Origin of the sequence: Enterobacter sp. Sphag1F, assembly GCF_014193275.1 — a bacterium.
Classification (GTDB): domain Bacteria; phylum Pseudomonadota; class Gammaproteobacteria; order Enterobacterales; family Enterobacteriaceae; genus Pantoea; species Pantoea symbiotica.
In genome coordinates this window covers 441,465-460,389 of record NZ_JACHZD010000001.1, presented here as the reverse complement: position 1 = coordinate 460,389, position 18,925 = coordinate 441,465, and the positions used below count along the sequence as shown (strand labels likewise).

The following is an 18,925-nucleotide window of genomic DNA, read 5'->3' as shown; positions in this document are numbered from 1 at the left end:
ATTTTCCTGCCGATAGCTTAACTATGGATGGAATGTTTAATCTTTTGTCCATGGCTAATAATAATCTTACCCAGAAACACCAGCTAGAGGTCATTATGCTTAATCGAATTCGTGTGGTCACCTTGTTGACCGCCATTCTGGTTCTTTTTTCGCTAATACAGTTTTCGTCCAGTGGATTGTTTTTTCAAACCATCCGAAGTGATAAACAAAACTTTATCTTAAACCAACATATTCGTGAGCTACAAACTTCACTTGGTACCGCATGGATGGCGATGGTGCAAGCGCGAACACTGTTAAATCAGTTAGGAATTAATAAGTTACAACTGCCAAACCAACATCAATCGCATGCAGATTCTATTGCAAAGATAGAGATGAAGCTTCTGTTAGCGAAAAATGCCATGACGGATTTCAATCAAAAACTTCAGCCGTATGAAGTAGAATCAATTTTGAATATTCAATTAAACGATCGCTATCAACACTATTACAGCACATTAAATTCCCTGTTGAGTGACATCAGTCACGATGACATTTCATCTTTCATGAGCCAAGCTGCGCAGAAAAATCAAGATGATTTTGAAAAGGCTTTCGAAAACTGGTTGATTGATTGTGACCGATTAATTAAGCAGGGTGAGGCTGAAAATAAACTCGCGTATGAACGAGCGCTGTGGTTATTGATCACTTTAATGGTAGTGCTTCCCTGTATTGTTTATTTCGTCTGGCGGCGTCTCCAGCACCTTCTTATTCAGCCACTCAAACGAGGTGTTACTCATATACATGCGATTGCAAAAGGTGAATTAACATCTGACATCCGAGTTGATGTTAATAATGAAATGGGAGAATTGCTCACTGCGCTGCAACATATGCAGACTGAACTCGCGCGAACCGTTTCAGATGTGCGTTCAGAAGCGAGCGAGATTTTCTCTGCAGCAAGCGCGATTAGCGCTGATTACCAGGATTTGTCGTCCAGAACCGAACAACAGGCATCAGCGCTGGTGCAAACCGCCGCCAGCATGGAGCAGTTTACCGCTGCGGTTAAGCAAAATGGAGACAATGCTAACGTCGCCTCCGAACTCGCCAGCAGTGCATCGCTGATAGCGGTTAGAGGAAATAAAGTGGTGAGCGATGTGGTGAGCACTATGCATGGCATAGCCGCAAGTTCTCAGCGTATAGCCGATATCATCAGCATGATTGATGGCATCGCATTTCAGACCAATATTCTGGCACTAAATGCGGCTGTAGAAGCGGCGAGGGCAGGCGAGCAGGGGCGCGGATTTGCAGTCGTTGCGGGAGAAGTGCGTAACCTTGCGCAGAGTACAGCACAAGCAGCCAAAGAGATTAAGGTATTGATAGAAGAGTCGGTTAATCGCATTACAGCAGGCGCATCTCATGCCGACCATGCTGGTGAAACGATGAATGAAATCACCGAGGCGGTGACGCGCGTCAACAGCTTAATGGAGCAAATTGCTACCGCCTCGCAGGAGCAGAGTCGCGGTATTGATCAGGTGAGTTTGGCGGTTACGGAGATGGATCGCGTTACCCAGCAAAATGCATTGTTGGTGGAGGCATCCGCGCAAACCACCAGTGGCCTTGAAACCCGAGCTGACCGATTGAATCAGGCTGTTGCTATTTTCCGCATCAACTAATTAAAAGCCCGCCAGGATTTACTCTGGCGGGCTTTTTCAACTTGTTTATCGCGCCATCATAATGACTTGTTTAGGGTCGAGACCACTTTCGCTTAGCGACAAATCATGCAGGATGCGGCGCATCATAAGTCCAGGGCGATCGGGAGCAAAGTTGAGATCAAACTGTTTTTCAGGGTCGTTATTAACCACTTCCAAAATCCACTCCAGCGCATCCACATCCTCGGTATAGGCTTTCTGAGATGATTCATACAGATGCTTATCGGTTTCCTCGTTTTGCAAGTCGAAGTTGCGCGAGCAGAACCACCAATAATGGATGCTGCCGTTGGTTTCCGGCGTGAAAATATGTGAGATGTTGAAGCGATAGGTCTCTTCGCTGCCGTGGTGTTTGGTGATATCAACTATGCGTGCAAACGCCACATGCATGGCTGGCGAGACGAACATAGCAGTTGAAAACCGATTAACTGGAATGCCGCCTAACTTAGTCGGCCCGGCATAAACGCCCGGCGGCGGGGAGTTAAGCAGTTGGCGTTCAATGATAACTTTGTCATCTTCGACGCGCGCCTCAAGCTTGGAGCGTGCGTATTCAGGCGTACCAATTGCCCCTGGATGCAGGAATGGGAAATGCGTCTGATCGAGCAAGTTCTCATGCATTGATACATAGTCTGATTTCATATGGAACTGATCGTTAACGGTCTTCCATTCGTTACTTTCTAACCAAGGCGTTTCGGGGATGAGAGCGGGGTCGGCCAAATCGGGATCACCCATCCAAATCCACAGCAGCGGTCCACGCTCTACGATGTCATAGGTACGCACAGCGGCATTTGTGGGCACATTGATCATCGACGGCAGGTTGACGCAGCGCCCTGATGGCGCGAACTCCATGCCGTGATAGCCACAGCGCAGGTTATCGCCGTGCAATGTACCTTTTGCCAATGGAAATGAGCGATGTGGGCAACGATTACGCATAGCGATGGGTTCGCCGGCTTCGGTACGATAAAGTGCTACCTCAATGCCTAAAAAACGGCGGCTGAAGATCTCGCGTGTGACTTCATGCGCCAGCGCGGCAACATACCAGCAATTTTTCACCAGCGGCGTGTTTTGATCGGCAAAGCCACTGCTTGCCAAAACGCTGTCGTTTAGTGGAACTCGCGGGTGTTCAAAGTTCATATCAAATGTATTGCTCATGCTTTCCTCACTTACAGGTCAAGTGTGATTTTTTTGCCCTTAAGGCGGGAGACGCAGATGCACATCGAGGCGCTTTTATTTTTGTCATCATCATCAAGGCAAACATCGCGGTGAATAATGGGGCCATCAGCATCAATGATGTGTTGTGCGCAGACACCACATTCGCCGCGTCGACAATCCCATAGCACGTCAATGTTGGCGTTGTTTAGCGCGTCGAGAATGGAAGTGTTGCCATGCACGTGAACGGTTTTATGTGACTTTTGCAGATAAACATCGAAGCCATCACGAAGAGGATTGTTAGCCAGGAACAGTTCATAGTGCAGTTGTTGTAATGGCCAATTACACGCTTTTGCGGCGGCGATACAGGCTTCAATCATTGGCAACGGGCCACAAATATAAATGTGTGTAGTGGCGTGCAGCTTGCGAAAAAGCTGATCAAACTCCAGGCGCTGCTGCTGTTCGGCATACAAGAATTCTGCGTTTTCTCCACTCAGCGTCTGCACTTCGGTGTGATACGCCATGCTCCTGGCATTTAAACCACAGTAGATCATACGCACTGGTTTATTACGCTTAGTCAGACTGCGCAGCATCGATAAAATTGGCGTGATGCCAATGCCCCCCGCGATCAATAACGTAGGAGCATTATTGCGTTCGAGCGGGAAGGCGTTAACAGGCACCGAAACCTGCACATTCATGCCCGGCTGCAGCTGCGTATGGATATAGTTGGATGTTTGCCCATATTGCTCACGCTTCACTGCAATGCGCCATACGTTGCGTGGATCGTCCTGAGTGTCACCGCCTATTAATGAATAGTGGCGTACCAATAAGGTGCCATCCGCATCACGCAGAAAAAGCATGGTATGTGCTCCGGGTCCATATTCAGGCAGCGGTTGACCTTCACTGGACGATAACCTGATTTCACGAACATCTTCCGTCACTGCTTTTATCGATGCGACGGTGACATTTATCGTCTGAAAAGCCATAACATTACTCCTGTAAATTGACTACTTAGAAACTTGTCGCTCAGTTATTAGCTGAATCGTTGTGTTGAGATTGATGATGAGCAACGATGCGATCAGCGCTGAAGTGGCAAGGAAACAGTAAAGGCTGCTTTCACCGGGAAATGCATAGAGCAAGACGCCGCCCATGGAAGAACTGGCGATGGCACCAATGCGGCCGATGCCGTGCATGCAGCTCACGCCGGTTGCGCGGAAAGCTGTGGGATAGGTTGCAGGTGCGATTGATTGCATACCGGTCTGAGCACCATTGATGAAAATGCCGGAAAGGAAGATAAGCACCAGCAAGGTCATAAATTGCTTATCAAGCACAAATGCCCCGAACAGGATGGTGGCACCGACCAGATAGAACACGGAGACCATTTTCGCGGCTGACGTTTTGTCCATCAGATAGCCGATCACCAGGCAACCAAATATGCCACCCAGCTGAAAACCCGATGCGACCCACGCCGTTTCCGTTAGTGAAAAGCCGCCCTGACGTAACGAATTTGGCATCCATCCATTCAGCAAATAAATGGTGAACAAGCCAAAGAGATAGGTCAGCCAGAGCACTAAGGTTTTTTTGCTATAGCCTGATGAGAACAGCGCACTGAAGGTGCTTTTATCGTTGAAAAAGGGATATTCGCGCACGGTAAAACGATGATCAAAGCACCCGCCCATTCGATTAAGCACGTGGCACAATTGTTTGTGATCCGCAGCGCGTCGCCATAAATACATTGGCGATTCGCTCAAAGTCAGCAGCAAGAGCAACAGTAATAGCGCAGGGATGAGGCCGCCAATCAGCAATAAACTGCCCCAGTGAAAATGTTGCAGCATCCAGGCTGCCAGCAAACCCGCACCGCCTGATCCCAGGCTGAATCCGCTATACATCGCAGTCATCACCGTACTTTTACGGCGTGAGGGCACAAACTCGGCGACCAGAGTTACGCAAATCGGCATCACTGCGCCAAGTCCTAATCCGGACAAAAAGCGAAAAGCCGCAAGCTGTGATGGCGTTGTAGAAAACGCGCCTGTTACGCTCATTACACTGACCAGCGCCATAGCTGAAAGCAGTATCTTTTTGCGTCCAAAGCGGTCAGCCAAACCCCCTGCGGCGATTGCGCCGAGCGCCACGCCTAACATGGCAGCGCCCAGGATCATGCCCGCATGTCCCGGCGTTAGCTGCCACTGCTGATTAAGCGAGGGGATTATGAAACCCATCACTGCGGTGTCATAACCATCGATAAAAATGATCATGAAGCCGAGGAACAATACGTAGAACTGATAGCGACTGATTTTTTGTTTATCAATCCAGTCGCGAACATCAATCGGATTCTCGTTCATAGATGGATTCTCATTTATATGGTTGTAGGGGCAGCGTTAGCGACTGCTGATTTCAAATTACAAAAAAAAATCCTGCAGAGAGATTCAATACTTATGCGAAAGGTATGAGTTTTAGTTATTCTGTGATCGAAAGCGTCTGAATTGGGTGTTTAAAATTATTTGATTTTATCAAAAAAAGGGACTGCCAATTATTAGCAGTCCCTGGTGAGGCACGATAGATTATCTATGGATGAAATAACCCACGTGTTGAAATTAGCGTTAGCCGATTAACGTGGTTTTAGTTCGATGGTCATTTCGGCGGTTTTTTTAACTTGCTGTTTGTTTCTTAATAGCATGAAGTTACTGCGTAAGCGTGTTATTCGCAACCTGTTGTTTAGTTTCTTTGGCATCAATAGTCTCAGTCAGTTCCACAATGCCGACAACGGCATCACAATTATTAACGCAGGCAACATATTGGCTATGGGAAAAATTTTTATTCCGCAAATTCTTAAACCGGTTGCCATCATTAACATTCCACCTACTGCATAAAAATCATTACGCATGATTTCGCTGGTTAAAGGCAGGATCAGAATCGCGGCATAAGCGAGGCTCAGTTGTATGATGATTTGTGGGATGGCGATGAAAGCAACAACGTAGCCAAGCCGCGTGGAGAACAGGAGAGCGGCAAAGAAATCCATACTGGCCTTGGTGTAGAGCACCGAAGCATCTCCGTTCATGCCTTCATTTAATGCACCAACGATCCCGGTTCCACTCGCACAGAACAGCACAATCAGGGCAACGAAGAGTTCAAGAAATTCGTTTTGACTGACTGTTTCCTGACGGCCTGGTGAAAGCCACTCCGCAAACTTTCGTACTTTTGCCGCCGCGTTATTAATTCGTCTTTCGACGTAAATCAATTCTCCAATGATAGTTCCGATGATGCAGGCTAAAATGATTACCGGAAGTGTCGAAAACTTCATGATCAAAATAACGGCCATTGACATTGAGCAAAGGCCAAAAACCATCGGCATACTTTCATGCAGACGTTTAGGTACGGCGCGGGCCAGCATAAAACCTATCAGGCTTCCAAGAATAATGCCCAAGCTATTAGCATAAGGACCGATAATCACAATTTCCCCCTGGTGAGGCAAAATTAAATAGGCAAGCCCTTATCAGGCTTGCCAGTATATTTATATTTTTTGGACGTCAATCCAGCTATTTTTTTCGTTACTTTCAATGACTGCAGCAATGATGGCCATGACATTGGCACCATCCAAGAAAGTTGCGAAACCCGGCTTTTCATCTTGTATACGTTTGCCAGATGCAATATACGAATAATACTCTTGCATCATGTTTTTAAACGCGTCTGGCCAGCCTTCAATATGGCCACCAGGATAATGTGCTGATGATGCGACGCCTTTTTTCAACAACGAGGGATCGTCTGATAATAGCTGATTAGGCTGACCTCGATGACCCAGCCACAGTTGCTGAGGCATTTCCTGATCCCATGCTAAAGACATTTCACTGCCGTTGATTTCCATTACCAGCTGATTCTTGCGTCCGGCGCTGACCTGTGACACCGTGAACGATCCGCGCGAGCCGTCCTCAAACATGACCAGGATAGATCCAAAATCCTCCGTTGATACACTCTTGATGTCATAGGCGGCCTCTGCGTCTCTTTCAGCAGAGAAGGTTGAAGTCACCCCTTTGGCTGACTTGCGCTCCGGCCAGGCAATGGAAAGATCGGCGAATACGCGGGTAATTTTTTTTCCAGTGACATATTGAACCGTGTCGCACCAGTGCGATCCGATGTCAGCGAATGCGCGCGACTTACCACCATGTTGTGGTTCAACACGCCAGTTGTAATCGGTCTCCAGCAACATCCAGTCCTGGAAGTAACCACCGTGAACCAAAAACACGCGTCCAACATCACCGTCGGCAATCATTGCTGCTGATTGTTGCACCATGCTGAATTTGCGATAAACAAAGCTCACACCGTGAACCAGATCGCTGTCTTTAACCAGGTCTGACAGTTCACGTGCTTCATCGAGCGTCATGCATAACGGTTTTTCGGAAAATACGTGTTTTCCAGCACGGATGATTTTTTTGTTAATTTCTGCGTGGACATTGTTAGGTGTGCAGTTGTGCACCACCTGAATTTCTGGGTTATTTAATAAATCGTCCACATTGGCATAAGCATGCGGAATATTGAGTTCTTTCGCTTTTTCATCAGCCAGTTCCTGAGTATGAGCGGCAATGGCAATTACTTCTGCCACGCCTAAGCGACGAATAGCTTCAATGTGGGCAGGGCCGATAAAACCTGCGCCAACTACACCAACCTTAATCATTTTTTTCTCCGCTATTAAAGTCCAAGCATTTTCCGGGCTGTTGCATCGGAATCATCAGTCACCGCAAAATCGTCAAAAGCACGCTGGGCAACCGGAATAATGTGGTTTCTGATAAATTGAGCGCCTTCACGCGCCCCTTGCTCGCTCTCTTTCAGGCAGCATTCCCATTCCAGAACCGCCCAGCCTGGATAATCGTATTGCGCAAGCTTGCTGAAAATGGCGGGGAAGTTTATGTCACCATCACCCAGAGAGCGGAAGCGGCCTGCACGTTCAATCCAGGCTTGATAGCCGCCATAGACACCGCTTTTATTAGATGTTGTAAATTCGGCGTCTTTGACGTGAAAAGCTTTAATACGTTGGTGATACGCGTCGATAAAGCCAACATAATCGATATGTTGCAAGCGCAGATGGCTTGGATCGTAAAGGATGTTGCAGCGTGGATGGTTATCTACTGCGGCAAGAAAACGTTCGAAGCTCACGCCATCATGTAAATCTTCACCTGGATGCAATTCGTAGCAGACATCTACACCATACTTATCAAACTCATCCAGAATCGGACGCCAGCGTGCTGCCAGTTCATCGAATGCGGCCTTTATTAAGGATTCTTTACGCGGCGGCCAGGGATAAAAATAAGGCCATGCTAATGCCCCTGAGAAGGTGGCGTGCGCGCTAAGGCCTAAGTGTGAAGAGGCTTTTGCCGCTTTTTTTAACGCGTTGACTGCCCATTCCTGACGAGCACTAGCGTCATGACGCAATGCTTCAGGAGCAAAGTCGTTGAATGCCAGATCATAAGCGGGATGAACAGCGACTAATTGTCCTTCTAAATGCGTTGAAAGCTCACTAATCACCAATCCATGCTCAGCCAACTTGCCACTGATCTCATCGCAGTAGGCTTTGCTTTCTGCTGCTTTATTGAGATCAAAAATGTGAGGATGGTGACATGGGATCTGTAGCGCTTTGAAACCCAGCATCGCGGCCCATGCGGCTAAGCCATCCAGGGAGTTGAAGGGGGCTGAGGAATCAATAAATTGCGAGATAAACAATCCCGGACCTTTCAGGGTTTGCATATGTGCCTCCTTGATACTGATGAGAGTAGGGATGAGGGGGTGGGCATTACGCCAACACCAGCGGCTGTTGTTTTGAAGTAAGCTGCTGCTGCAGCCAGGCCACGGCACCGGTTAAGCCCGGGGACTCGTGAATAATGAGATAAACCGGTACCTGTTTAAGCCATTTGCCGAAGCGGCCTTTATCTTCAAACGCCACGCGGAAATCAGATTTGAGGAAGAACTCTTTGATTTTTGGAACAATGCCGCCCGCGATATAAACGCCGCCAGATGCGCCATAGGTGAGGGCCAGATTGCCACCAAAATGTCCCATCGCCGTACAGAATAATGTCAGCGTACGGTAACAATCATGGCAGCTGTAATTGAGAGCGCGAGTGGTTACTTCCGCAGGTGAAAGACGTTCCGGTTGGCGCTTGTCGGCCAGCACCACGGCTTCGTAAATGTTCACTAATCCCTGTCCTGACAGCAATTTTTCTGCTGAAAGGTGGCCCAGCCGTGAACGCATAATGCTGCAGATGACCTCTTCTTCATGGGTGGTTGCAGCAAAATCAACATGTCCACCTTCTCCTGGAATCACCATCCAACCATTGCGATCAATCAGGCAGGACACTCCTAATCCGGTTCCCGCACCGTAGACGGCGATGGGTTGGTGACGTTCACGTTCGCCTCCACCAAATTGGATAACGCACTCTTCACTTAATAAAGGTATGGACATCGAGACAGCAGTGAAATCATTAATGATTTCCAGTTGTTCAAAGGCAAATTGCTTTTTGAGTGCAGCAGGAGAAAATGCCCAACTATTGTTGGTCATGGTTATCCACTCATCATTGATAGGGGACGCTATGGCTAAACAGGCATACTGAAGTCTGACAGGTGATTCGTTCAGGAAATGAGTGATGACCTCTTCAAAGGTGAGGTAATCACGGGTGAGAAATCGTTGGATATTTGAAATTTTCCCTGTTTCAAGATTACACACGGCCAGGCGGGCGTTTGTTCCACCAATATCTCCAATTAAAGCGTAAGCAGGCATCATCAGCTCCGGGAACGAAACACTGATATTTCAATCAGTGTTTGGCCATCAATTGTTAATTATTCATGTTGTGAATCTTCTTTCTACAATAAGCGCTACAATCGTTCAATAAAAATATTATTATCGAAATTGTGGGAGTGATCTCACAAAATGTTCGGTTAAATATGGTAAAGATATGCTTCGTAAATGCATGAACCATTCACTAATTGAATATTTCGCACAATAATTAAGCCGGAAGGATTTGATGGAAAACACACATTACGATGCGCTTGTCATTGGCTCCGGGGCCGCTGGTAGCTTTGCCGCTAAAGAATTGACTGAAAAAGGCTTGAAGGTGATGCTGATTGAAGCTGGCCGCAATATCACCAGTGAGGACTTCAATCCGAATTTTAAAGGTCCGAAAGAGAAAGGCATACAGCTATGGGCGCGCGCGAAAGCGGCGATTACCGGTCAACATATTCAGTCTAAGGTGGCGATGTATGGCCGCCAGCAGCGTCATTTATTCGTCAACGATCGTGAAAATCCCTACACAACACCTGCCGACAAACCGTTTCTGTGGATTCGCGGAAAGCAATTGGGTGGCCGTCTGCATACCTATGGACGCATGCTGTTGCGCTGGTCTGATTACGATTTCAAAGGCGCCAGCCATGATGGTAAAGGGCAGGATTGGCCATTTGATTATGCTGAGCTGGCGCCTTATTACGACAAGGTCGAAAAATTCCTGGGGATTTATGGGACCAAAGAGTCTTTGCCGAATGTACCTGATGGGCAATTTATGGGAGATTCTCATCTGACTTCAACCGAGGCTACGTTCAAATCCAGAACACACGAACGCTGGCCGGAACGCAATCCTATTCCATGGCGCTATATGCCACCCAACATCAAGCGCGTACCGCAACCTATTTTGGCCGCGAAAGAAACCGGACGTTTATCGATGCGCACCAATGCCGTCGTGCGCAAAATTTTAGTCGATCCGCAATCAAATAAAGCCAGTGGCGTGGAGTATGTCGATCGTGAGACAAAACAGGCGGGCGTTATTCATGGCAATATCGTGGTGCTATGTGGATCGACCATCGAATCTGTACGCCTGTTGTTGAACTCGGCAACCAAACAATATCCTAACGGCTTAGGCAATAGCTCAGGAACGTTGGGAAAATACTTTATGGATCAGGTGCCGAGCATGATTTTTGGCACGATTCCGGGCAAAAAAGGATTTGAAACGGATAATACGCATCCCGCCGATCCCTTTTATGGCGTGACCGGCGGGGTGTATGTTCCCCGTTTCGAAAACCTCGACAAAGTAACCAACAACCAGTTTGTGCGCGGTTATGCGTTTCAGGGAACGATTGGTCGGTTATATGCGCGGGACGACAAAGATGCGAAGTTTGGCATTATGGGTTTTGGTGAGATGCTGCCTTACGCCGACAATACCATCACGCTGAATCCTCACAAAAAAGATGCCTACGGTATTCCGGTGCCCCATATCTCATGCTACATGCATGATAACGAGAAAAAACTGCTCAAGGCGCAAACGGAAGCGATCAAAGAGATGTTGGTTAATGCCGGTTTTGAGTTGGAATTTTGTGGCTCGTATTTGGGGGTGGAAGAGTTTGGTAAGGGCGCGTTCCCGGACGCCGATTGGTTTAGCCGGATGCTGTTCCGCATGAACTTCCGTAAAAGCATGTGCATGGGTGCGGCGATTCATGAAACGGGTGGAGCACGCATGGGCGATGATCCTAAAACCTCAGTGCTCAATAGCCATAACCAATCCTGGGATATCCCTAATCTGTTTGTCACTGATGGCAGCTGTTTCCCTACCGGTGGTGTATCAGGTGCAACACTCACCATCATGGCAGTGACGGTGCGAGCTTGTGAATATATCTCACAGCAGCATGCTCAAGGTGCATTCAAGTAACTTCCTCATAAGGCTGCGAATACTCAGTTCGCGGCCTGCTTCACAGCCGCAGGGAAAGCGGGTTGATTCTTCAAATTCTGAACGATAAGATTCGTTTCTTTCTCTTTTCCCTATTTTTTATCAAGTGGTGACGTCATGACGGCGAGCAAAAGGGTCCTACGCAACGTTAGCGTAGGTCTGGTTCTGGATTTGCTGAGAAATGAGGGGCCGACCTCTCAGGCTTCGATTGCTCGTAAAACAGGGCTTTCTCCTGCCACAGTCAACAATGTTATTCAGTTGCTGCGTAAAGAAGGTGTGGCCGACTTCGAATGGATAAATGGCCGGGAAGCACTTGTCACGTTGATCTCCACTAAAGGTGTCATGATGTCGGTGATGGTCAGTGCCGATTTCATCCATGGCGCTGTATTCAGCTTTGAACATCAGAAACGACAAGACTTACTCGCTTATCCAGATGATCTGCTTGACCAGCAAAATACGCCTGAATCACTGGCCGCTTTCATTAAGCAATTGGCCGGGCTGGCAAACGTCAGCGTTGCGGCCTTAACCGGAGTGTCGATTTCGATCCAGGCTCCCGTTGATAAGAAAAATGGCACCATTGCCATATGGTCGGCAGGGCGTTTACCGGGTTGGAAGGATATTCCCATCAAGGAAAAGCTGGAGTCTCTTCTCAACGTCAACGTGCATGTTGATAACGATGCCAATCTGGCGACTTACGCTGAGTGGACCTGGGGAGCAGGACGAGGCGTTGATTGTTTCCTGTATCTCTCCTGCTCGCGCCAAATCGGCAGCGGTTTAATCATCGATGGCAAGGTGCATAACGGCAGCAATGGCATGGCTGGTGAGCTGGGCCATTTAGTGATCGATAAGGCCGGTCCGGTGTGTTTCTGCGGTTCCCGTGGATGTCTGACAACATTGGTATCTGAACGCGCCATTTTGCGCATTCTGGATGACACTGAAAATGCCAAATCGTCACTCGCGGAAGTGATCGCCAGCGCAAATGATGGCGATGCTGCCTGCCAGCGCGTGCTGTATGAAGCGGGGCATAACGTCGGACAAGCGTTAGCTAACACAGCAAAAATAGTCGCGCCGGGCATTGTAGCTATCGGCGGCGAGTTAGGAAGTGCCTGGCAATTTATCAAAGACAGTTTGCGCGTCGCAACTGAAGAGAACAATCTGGACAATGTATCGCCGGGCATTCAGTTTGTTCCGGGGATTTTGAAGAAAGATGCGGTTCTACTTGGCGGCATTGCCTCGCTGCTGTCGCAGTCAGGGCAGGGCATCAGCGATCTACCCGATTGGATGACACATGACGCCGCCGATTGTTCAACAACTGAATCATTGAACTAATACGGTAATCCCGCCAAATTAATGGCATGACTTAGCAATAAAGTCATGCCATCCCTTTACCACTTTCCCAGCCAGCTATAGCGCCATCACAACTCATTCCTTGCATTTTAATTCTCTCATCTATGGTTGCTTTAAGCAGTCAATACTTCTTCATTACGGTAATATCATTCAAATAATGAATGATAACATTTATCTCATTTGTTTTTAAATTCACAAATTAAACGATTGGATCACATTTTTCACAACAACGCATTGATGACTGAATTCTTTATCTGTAATTATTCAGCCTGATAACCGGGGCAGTTGTTTTGCTATTACTTCAAAACAAATTCAATAAATACGTGGAGGGACTCTTGATGAGTAACCCAGTAGCGGGTCAAGCTTCAGGCTCTTCTGATGGTAAAAATATGACAATCAATACAGTTAGTTATGATGTTAAGCCTGTGTTTATCCGGCTCGGTCTGTTGATGTTCCTTCAGTTTGTCGTGTTTGGCTCCTGGTTCTCAACTTTAGGGCTGGTACTCATCACCAACAATCTTGCAGGCATCGTAGGTTACGCATACGCGCTCAGCGCAGTGGCTGCACTTTTCTCGCCTGCTTTTGTAGGTGCCTTGGGCGACCGTTTCATCTCAGCAGAAAAGCTGCTCGCGATTGCCAGTTTCATCGGTGCGGCAATTCAGTTCGCTTTACCATCAATGGTTATGGGTGGGCATTCTGAGTGGGTGCTGATTCTAATCTTCCTCTACATGTTGACCTTCCAACCAACATTGGGCCTTGCCAACACGGTTTGCTTTGAACATCTGGGAGAACATCAGAAACTTTTCCCGTTCCTGCGTATTTTCGCCACATTAGCGTGGGTTCTGGCGGGTGTATGTGTTGGTGTGCTTGGGCTTTCAGCGTCACCTCAAATCTTTATGCTCGCCGGTGGAGCGAGTGTGGTTCTCGGCTTCTATGCCTTAACGCTGCCGAAGACGCCACCAAAGAAAAAAGACGCACGACTGAACTGGGGCGATATTGTCGGCGTGCACTCATTCCCGTTGTTCAAGATGCGCAATTTCACCGTCTTGATGATCTGCGCCGTCATGACTTCCATTTCTCTTGGCTTCTATAACTCCTTTGCCTCTGCCTACCTTGGTGCACTGAAAATTGAAAATATCGCTGCGGTGCTGGCAATTGGTCAGGTGACGGAGGTGATTTTCATCGCTCTGGTTCCTTTCGTACTGCTGAAAATCGGCATGAAGTTTGGTTTGTTGATCGGCATGGGGATGTGGGGTGTTCGCTTCATCATCTTTATCGCGGCAGCGCATGGAGATAAAGAGTGGGCAATCCTGGGCATTGCACTACACGGAATCTGTAACGACTTCTTCATCGTATTGAGTGCGATGTATATCGACAAAATCACGCCTAAAGAGATGAAAGCACAAGCACAGAGTTGGCTCATCATCGCCATTTCAGGTGTGGGTTCCGGCATTGGCGCAGTGGTTTCCGGCAACATTTTTGGCGGCATTGTGGCGAGTAACCAGGTGGATAACCCGCTGGCGTGGACGCAACTTTGGGTGGTTCCGATTGGCATCGCCGTGGTGACTTCAGTGGTCTGGCTGTTTGGCTTCAGACGCAATGCAGCCGGTTTGACCGGGTATTTCAAATAACGTAACCGCAGTTGAGGAGTAGTTATGTTTGATAATTTTTTGATCCGACCAGGCAGCCTGCAAAACGAAGCGGTTGACGGGAAGGTGATTGGATTCAAATTGGCGGTGAGAAACGCTAATTACCGGGGTGTGTTCCTGTCATTGCATAACGGTTATTTCATTTCTGTCGATGGACAGGAGTTTGGCCGTGATATGCAAACGTTTGAGATTAATGGTAAGCCGCCGCGTGAATTCAGCGAGATTGCCAAGGCGATCTATGAGCACTGGGATTATGGCGATGAGGGAATCTTGCATATCGCCCATCCTGGTGGTTTGAAAACTGGCAACCATACCGTGCGATTCCAGCAGTCGGTATTGGCCGCTTACGGCTATTTACCCACTGATGAACAATGGGTGAAAGAACCTCCGGTTCCTGGCAGCGGTGCTGGTTCAGATAAAGCACCGCAAATTGTTAGCTACGAACTTGAATTAGCCTGAGGGGACATCAATGAAACGCGGCGTATCTTTATATAGTTATCAGCAATCGCAATTTTTTGGCGAAACTGACCTGGATTCACAGATTGACGAAGTCTCCCATAATTTGCACGGTGCAAAGGGTATTGAGGTCATTGATGAAATGTCCCTGCAATACCCGGCACCCAACAAAGCATTCATGCAGAAATGGTATGACTTGATTGATCGCAACGACTTAAAGCCTGTTGCACTCGACGTTGGCATGGACGTACTTCAATTCCGCACACACGTCATGAGTTATGACGAGTGCGCAGAGCGCCTGCGAAGCGATATCAGACTGGCTCACAGCCTTGGCTTTTCAATCGTACGTGTACTTTCTGTCGTGCCGATCGAAATCATGATTAAAGCGTTGCCGCTGGCGGAAGCATTGAACATTCGCATTGGCCGAGAAATTCACCAACCAATGCCGCTTGAAGGGCAAAATGTCTCGGAGATTGTTGAATTTTGTGAAAAAAATCAGACGCGTCATTTGGGATTAGTACCTGACTTCGGTATTTTCGGCACCCGTCCTTCAGAAGTGATGCTCGATTGGTTCGTTCGTCGCGGTGCGCAGCAGGAGTCAACAGAGGTGGCCGTTACGCTAGCAGAGCTGATTCAGCGTAACGATGCTCCATTCAAAGTTGTTGATATGGCGCGACACACAGCCGGTAATGTACGTTCCGAGTTTAACCGCTTTGTTAAAACGGGCGACTGCACGGATGAGTTCCGATCCTGCTTTGCTGCCATCAAAGAGATGACGGAGCAGACGGTCAAATCGCCACAGGATATTGACTATACCGTTGCTGCGGAAGGGCTCATGCTGTCGCAGACTTCGGCCAATACCTTGAAAGATCTCAGTGAACACATCACGCATGTTCACGCTAAATTTTACAATATGTCATTGATTCCCGGTACAACGGATCAGTACCAGGATATCTCAATCGACTACGCTTCGCCTATTGCTGCATTGAAGGAAGCGGGTTTCCAGGGATATCTCAATTCTGAGTACGAAGGACAGCGTTACTTCCATGACCGAGGCCGTGAAAACATGATGAGCGAGATTGAGCAAGTTCGTCGCCATCAAGAGATGTTAACGCGTTTAATTTCAGCTTAAGCGAGTGCAATATGAGCCAGATTCGTAATACTGCTCAGGGAAAGACCATCGTCTATGTAGGAACCTATGGAGACGAGAAAAATCCAGGCGGCATATTTGCTATTGAAGTTGCCGGGGCTGGCGAGTTATTTGTGCCTATAAAACGCACGCACACGCCTAAACTTGCCGGTTATCTCACTTATGATGCCGGTACGCACACGCTTTATTCCGTTGATGAACGTAAAAATGATGGACGCGGCCCGGTTGAGCCGCCCGCCAGCATTATGGCTTTTCGGGTAAATCTTGTTTCTGGCGTTCTAACTGCCTTGAACAGTCATGTAGCGCCTGGACCACGCCCCACCTATCTCAATCTGGATAGACAAAATCGCCGCCTTGCATGTGCTAATCATGGTGATTTTGACCATGTAGAAAAAGCCATTTTTAAAAATGGGCAGTGGGTATCCGAATATGTCTACGATGATTCGACAGTTATTATTTTTTCTTTGAATGATGATGGTTCCATTGCTGGCATTAGTGATTTAGTGGTTTTAGAAGGCCATGGAAAAGATCCCAACCGTTCGCCGCAAGCTGGTGGCCATGCACAGGCAAGCCCACATGCACACAGTGCTGTTTTCTCACCTGATGCGCGCTTCTTGCTGGTATGTGATAAGGGCACGGATCGAATTCTGGTTTATGCAGCTAATGCGAAACTGGAGTTGGTCCATAGCTACCAATTCGCTGAGGAAACGGCACCAAGACACCTTGAGTTTGCAAGTGCAGAACGGATTTACCTTACCTGTGAAATATCCTCCGAGTTGGCATCCATGCGATTTGATGCAGATACAGGTGAAATTGAACTGATTGATAAGGTTAAAACTATCGCGAATAATTTCAATGATCTTAATGAACCTGCGGAAATTCGCGTTCATCCATCAGGTGAGTTTATTTATGTGAATAATCGTGGTGAGGATTCATTGGCGTGGTTTAGTGTTTCATTGGATGGGACATTAAAACGTGAAGGTCATGTGCAACTCGCTAAATCTATTCATCCTGGCTTGGCAGCGCGAAACTTCACATTCGCCCCTTGCGGAAAGTATTTGGTAATAGCGGATAGACCTGATAATTGCATTAAATCCTACTCGGTAAATAGTCAGGATGGCAGCTTACATCATAACGCTACATTTAATGTTCCGCAGCCAGCATTTATTGAGTTTGTTAGATTAAATAATTAACCAAAAAGTTAATATAAATTAACGCTCCTTTCCGTAATGGAAAGGAGCGTTTGATGTGCCTGTTCTATGTCCTTTACCCTATTGACGAGAATAAAAAATGAGAAATAACAATAAAGCACTTATGTTGGCTTCCACTATTTGTGCATTGTGTTCAAATCCTTTATTTGCACAGGAAATAAAAGAAACAACCTGGGATGGTTCAGTCATTGGCTTCGAGCCAAATAGCACGGGGATGTTCGGCGACATGGGAGGCGTACGCTCTGGGTTGTCAGACAAAGGTTTTAATTTTGGCTTAGTGTACGCCAGTGAATCTGCAATGAATTTTGCTGGTGGATACAATCATGACAGGCATTTTGCTTATGTAGATCAGGTTGCATTTATTTTCACTCAGGATCTTGAGCGTTATACAGGAATTCCAGATGCGAAAATTGAAGGTTTGATTACTAACCGTAACCATGATGACAATTTAACCACCAAGCGCGTTCAGGATTCTCGAGCCTACTTTAACGACCTTAATCAGGAAGTGTGGGGAGGCGGTTCAATTACGCGTCTGGGCTATTTAACGTTTAGCCGCAGCTTCGATGACCGCAGGCTTCACTGGCGTGTTGGTCAGATGAACTATCAACAAACCTTTGACCAAATTGCGCCATGTGACTTCCAGACGCTGTCACTGTGCGGCGGAAAATCGTCTTATGCGCGTAGCTGGGATACCTGGAACATTCATACGTGGGGTACGACCTTCGCTTATGATGTTACGCCCGAGCTAACGGTTAAAACCGGCGTGCTTGAAAAGAACAACTTATCAACACAACGCAGCCGCACATGGTCATTCACAACACATGGAAGCAAAGGTGTTTTACTGCCATTAGAGGCTCAATTTAAAACTAAGGTAAATGATTTACCGGGTCTCTATAACATCGGAGTGATGTACAACAACGCTCAACAAGATGAGCTGTATACTGCACCGGGTGAACAGACCAAAAGTCATAATAATACCTGGTTTATGTGGGCAGGGTTTAACCAGCAGATTACGCGTTCGGAGGATGCACTGAATCGCGGTATGAGTGTGGCGGGCGGCTTTGCACTGGGCGATCAACGCACCGATCCCTTCCACGTAGCAGCTTCGTTATCTGTTCGTTATCGTGGTCTGTTTGACGCATTACCAAACGACTGGATTGGACTGGGTGCAAGTTATCTTGATATGAGTAAGTATCAGGCCCGCGCGCAGCGACTGCAGAATCAACTCAATGGTGTAGATGATTATAGCGATCCGAGTTATACACCCGTAGTAGGTCATTCAGTCCAGCTTGATTTGTATTATCGCTTCCGTCCGGTATCCTGGTTGGATATTCAACCGGATATTCAGTACTGGATTCATCCTGGCGGGATCAAAGAGACGCAGGATGCTGTTGTGGTTGGTTTGAAAACGGCAGTGAGATTCTAATCTCAATTGATAAAAGTTTAGCAATAAGAGCTTGAAATTGATATCAAGCTCTTATGCATAATATACAGCTTTTCGCGTAAAATATGCGCAACGAGCCCAGCTAACATAAATAATCAGTACCTATTCAGCTAAATATTATTCGAGTTAATTATGTTTTGATGAAGC

Annotated in this window: 15 protein-coding genes; 8 read left to right on the top strand and 7 right to left on the bottom strand. The window is 47.4% G+C overall.

What is annotated here, in order from left to right:
* Positions 1 to 32 precede the first annotated feature (32 nt).
* Complete coding sequence (locus FHW71_RS02135) at positions 33 to 1,643, top strand: methyl-accepting chemotaxis protein (RefSeq protein ID WP_179450400.1); 1,611 nt, start codon at positions 33 to 35, stop codon at positions 1,641 to 1,643.
* Positions 1,644 to 1,688: 45 nt separating this feature from the next.
* Here the strand turns inward: FHW71_RS02135 and FHW71_RS02130 are convergent, their stop codons facing one another.
* The 7 genes from FHW71_RS02130 to glk form a co-directional block, all read right to left on the bottom strand.
* Positions 1,689 to 2,828: an aromatic ring-hydroxylating dioxygenase subunit alpha gene (locus FHW71_RS02130; RefSeq protein ID WP_218889020.1), complete on the bottom strand. Its 1,140-nt coding sequence runs from the start codon at positions 2,826 to 2,828 to the stop codon at positions 1,689 to 1,691.
* Positions 2,829 to 2,839: 11 nt separating this feature from the next.
* Positions 2,840 to 3,811: a PDR/VanB family oxidoreductase gene (locus FHW71_RS02125; RefSeq protein ID WP_179450402.1), complete on the bottom strand. Its 972-nt coding sequence runs from the start codon at positions 3,809 to 3,811 to the stop codon at positions 2,840 to 2,842.
* 21 nt (positions 3,812 to 3,832) lie between these two features.
* The gene (locus FHW71_RS02120) at positions 3,833 to 5,167 is read right to left on the bottom strand and encodes an MFS transporter (protein WP_179450404.1); all 1,335 of its coding nucleotides are present in this window, start codon (positions 5,165 to 5,167) and stop codon (positions 3,833 to 3,835) included.
* A gap of 401 nt (positions 5,168 to 5,568) precedes the next feature.
* Positions 5,569 to 6,276 (bottom strand): DUF554 domain-containing protein, encoded by a 708-nt coding sequence (locus FHW71_RS02115; RefSeq protein ID WP_179450407.1) that lies wholly within the window; start codon positions 6,274 to 6,276, stop codon positions 5,569 to 5,571.
* A gap of 60 nt (positions 6,277 to 6,336) precedes the next feature.
* Positions 6,337 to 7,494 (bottom strand): Gfo/Idh/MocA family oxidoreductase, encoded by a 1,158-nt coding sequence (locus FHW71_RS02110; RefSeq protein ID WP_179450409.1) that lies wholly within the window; start codon positions 7,492 to 7,494, stop codon positions 6,337 to 6,339.
* Between the two features lie 14 nt (positions 7,495 to 7,508).
* A complete protein-coding gene (locus FHW71_RS02105) occupies positions 7,509 to 8,561 on the bottom strand; it encodes a sugar phosphate isomerase/epimerase family protein (RefSeq protein WP_179450411.1) in 1,053 nt (350 codons plus the stop codon).
* Between the two features lie 46 nt (positions 8,562 to 8,607).
* Positions 8,608 to 9,588: a glucokinase gene (gene glk / locus FHW71_RS02100; RefSeq protein ID WP_179450883.1), complete on the bottom strand. Its 981-nt coding sequence runs from the start codon at positions 9,586 to 9,588 to the stop codon at positions 8,608 to 8,610.
* Between the two features lie 244 nt (positions 9,589 to 9,832).
* Here glk and FHW71_RS02095 point away from each other — a divergent pair, with 244 nt between their 5' ends.
* The 7 genes from FHW71_RS02095 (at position 9,833) to FHW71_RS02065 (ending at position 18,760) form a co-directional block, all read left to right on the top strand.
* Positions 9,833 to 11,503: a GMC family oxidoreductase gene (locus FHW71_RS02095; protein WP_179450413.1), complete on the top strand. Its 1,671-nt coding sequence runs from the start codon at positions 9,833 to 9,835 to the stop codon at positions 11,501 to 11,503.
* 135 nt (positions 11,504 to 11,638) lie between these two features.
* A complete protein-coding gene (locus FHW71_RS02090) occupies positions 11,639 to 12,850 on the top strand; it encodes an ROK family transcriptional regulator (protein WP_179450415.1) in 1,212 nt (403 codons plus the stop codon).
* 356 nt (positions 12,851 to 13,206) lie between these two features.
* Positions 13,207 to 14,499, top strand: a complete 1,293-nt coding sequence (locus FHW71_RS02085; RefSeq protein WP_179450417.1) for an MFS transporter — start codon at positions 13,207 to 13,209, stop codon at positions 14,497 to 14,499.
* Positions 14,500 to 14,523: 24 nt separating this feature from the next.
* Positions 14,524 to 14,976 (top strand): DUF6379 domain-containing protein, encoded by a 453-nt coding sequence (locus FHW71_RS02080; protein WP_179450419.1) that lies wholly within the window; start codon positions 14,524 to 14,526, stop codon positions 14,974 to 14,976.
* 10 nt (positions 14,977 to 14,986) lie between these two features.
* On the top strand, positions 14,987 to 16,105 hold the full coding sequence (locus FHW71_RS02075; RefSeq protein ID WP_179450421.1) for a xylose isomerase: 1,119 nt from the start codon (positions 14,987 to 14,989) through the stop codon (positions 16,103 to 16,105).
* Positions 16,106 to 16,116: 11 nt separating this feature from the next.
* Entirely contained in the window at positions 16,117 to 17,316 is a 1,200-nt protein-coding gene (locus tag FHW71_RS02070) for a beta-propeller fold lactonase family protein (protein ID WP_179450423.1), read from the top strand.
* 97 nt (positions 17,317 to 17,413) lie between these two features.
* Entirely contained in the window at positions 17,414 to 18,760 is a 1,347-nt protein-coding gene (locus FHW71_RS02065; protein WP_286176082.1) for a carbohydrate porin, read from the top strand.
* Positions 18,761 to 18,925 lie beyond the last annotated feature (165 nt).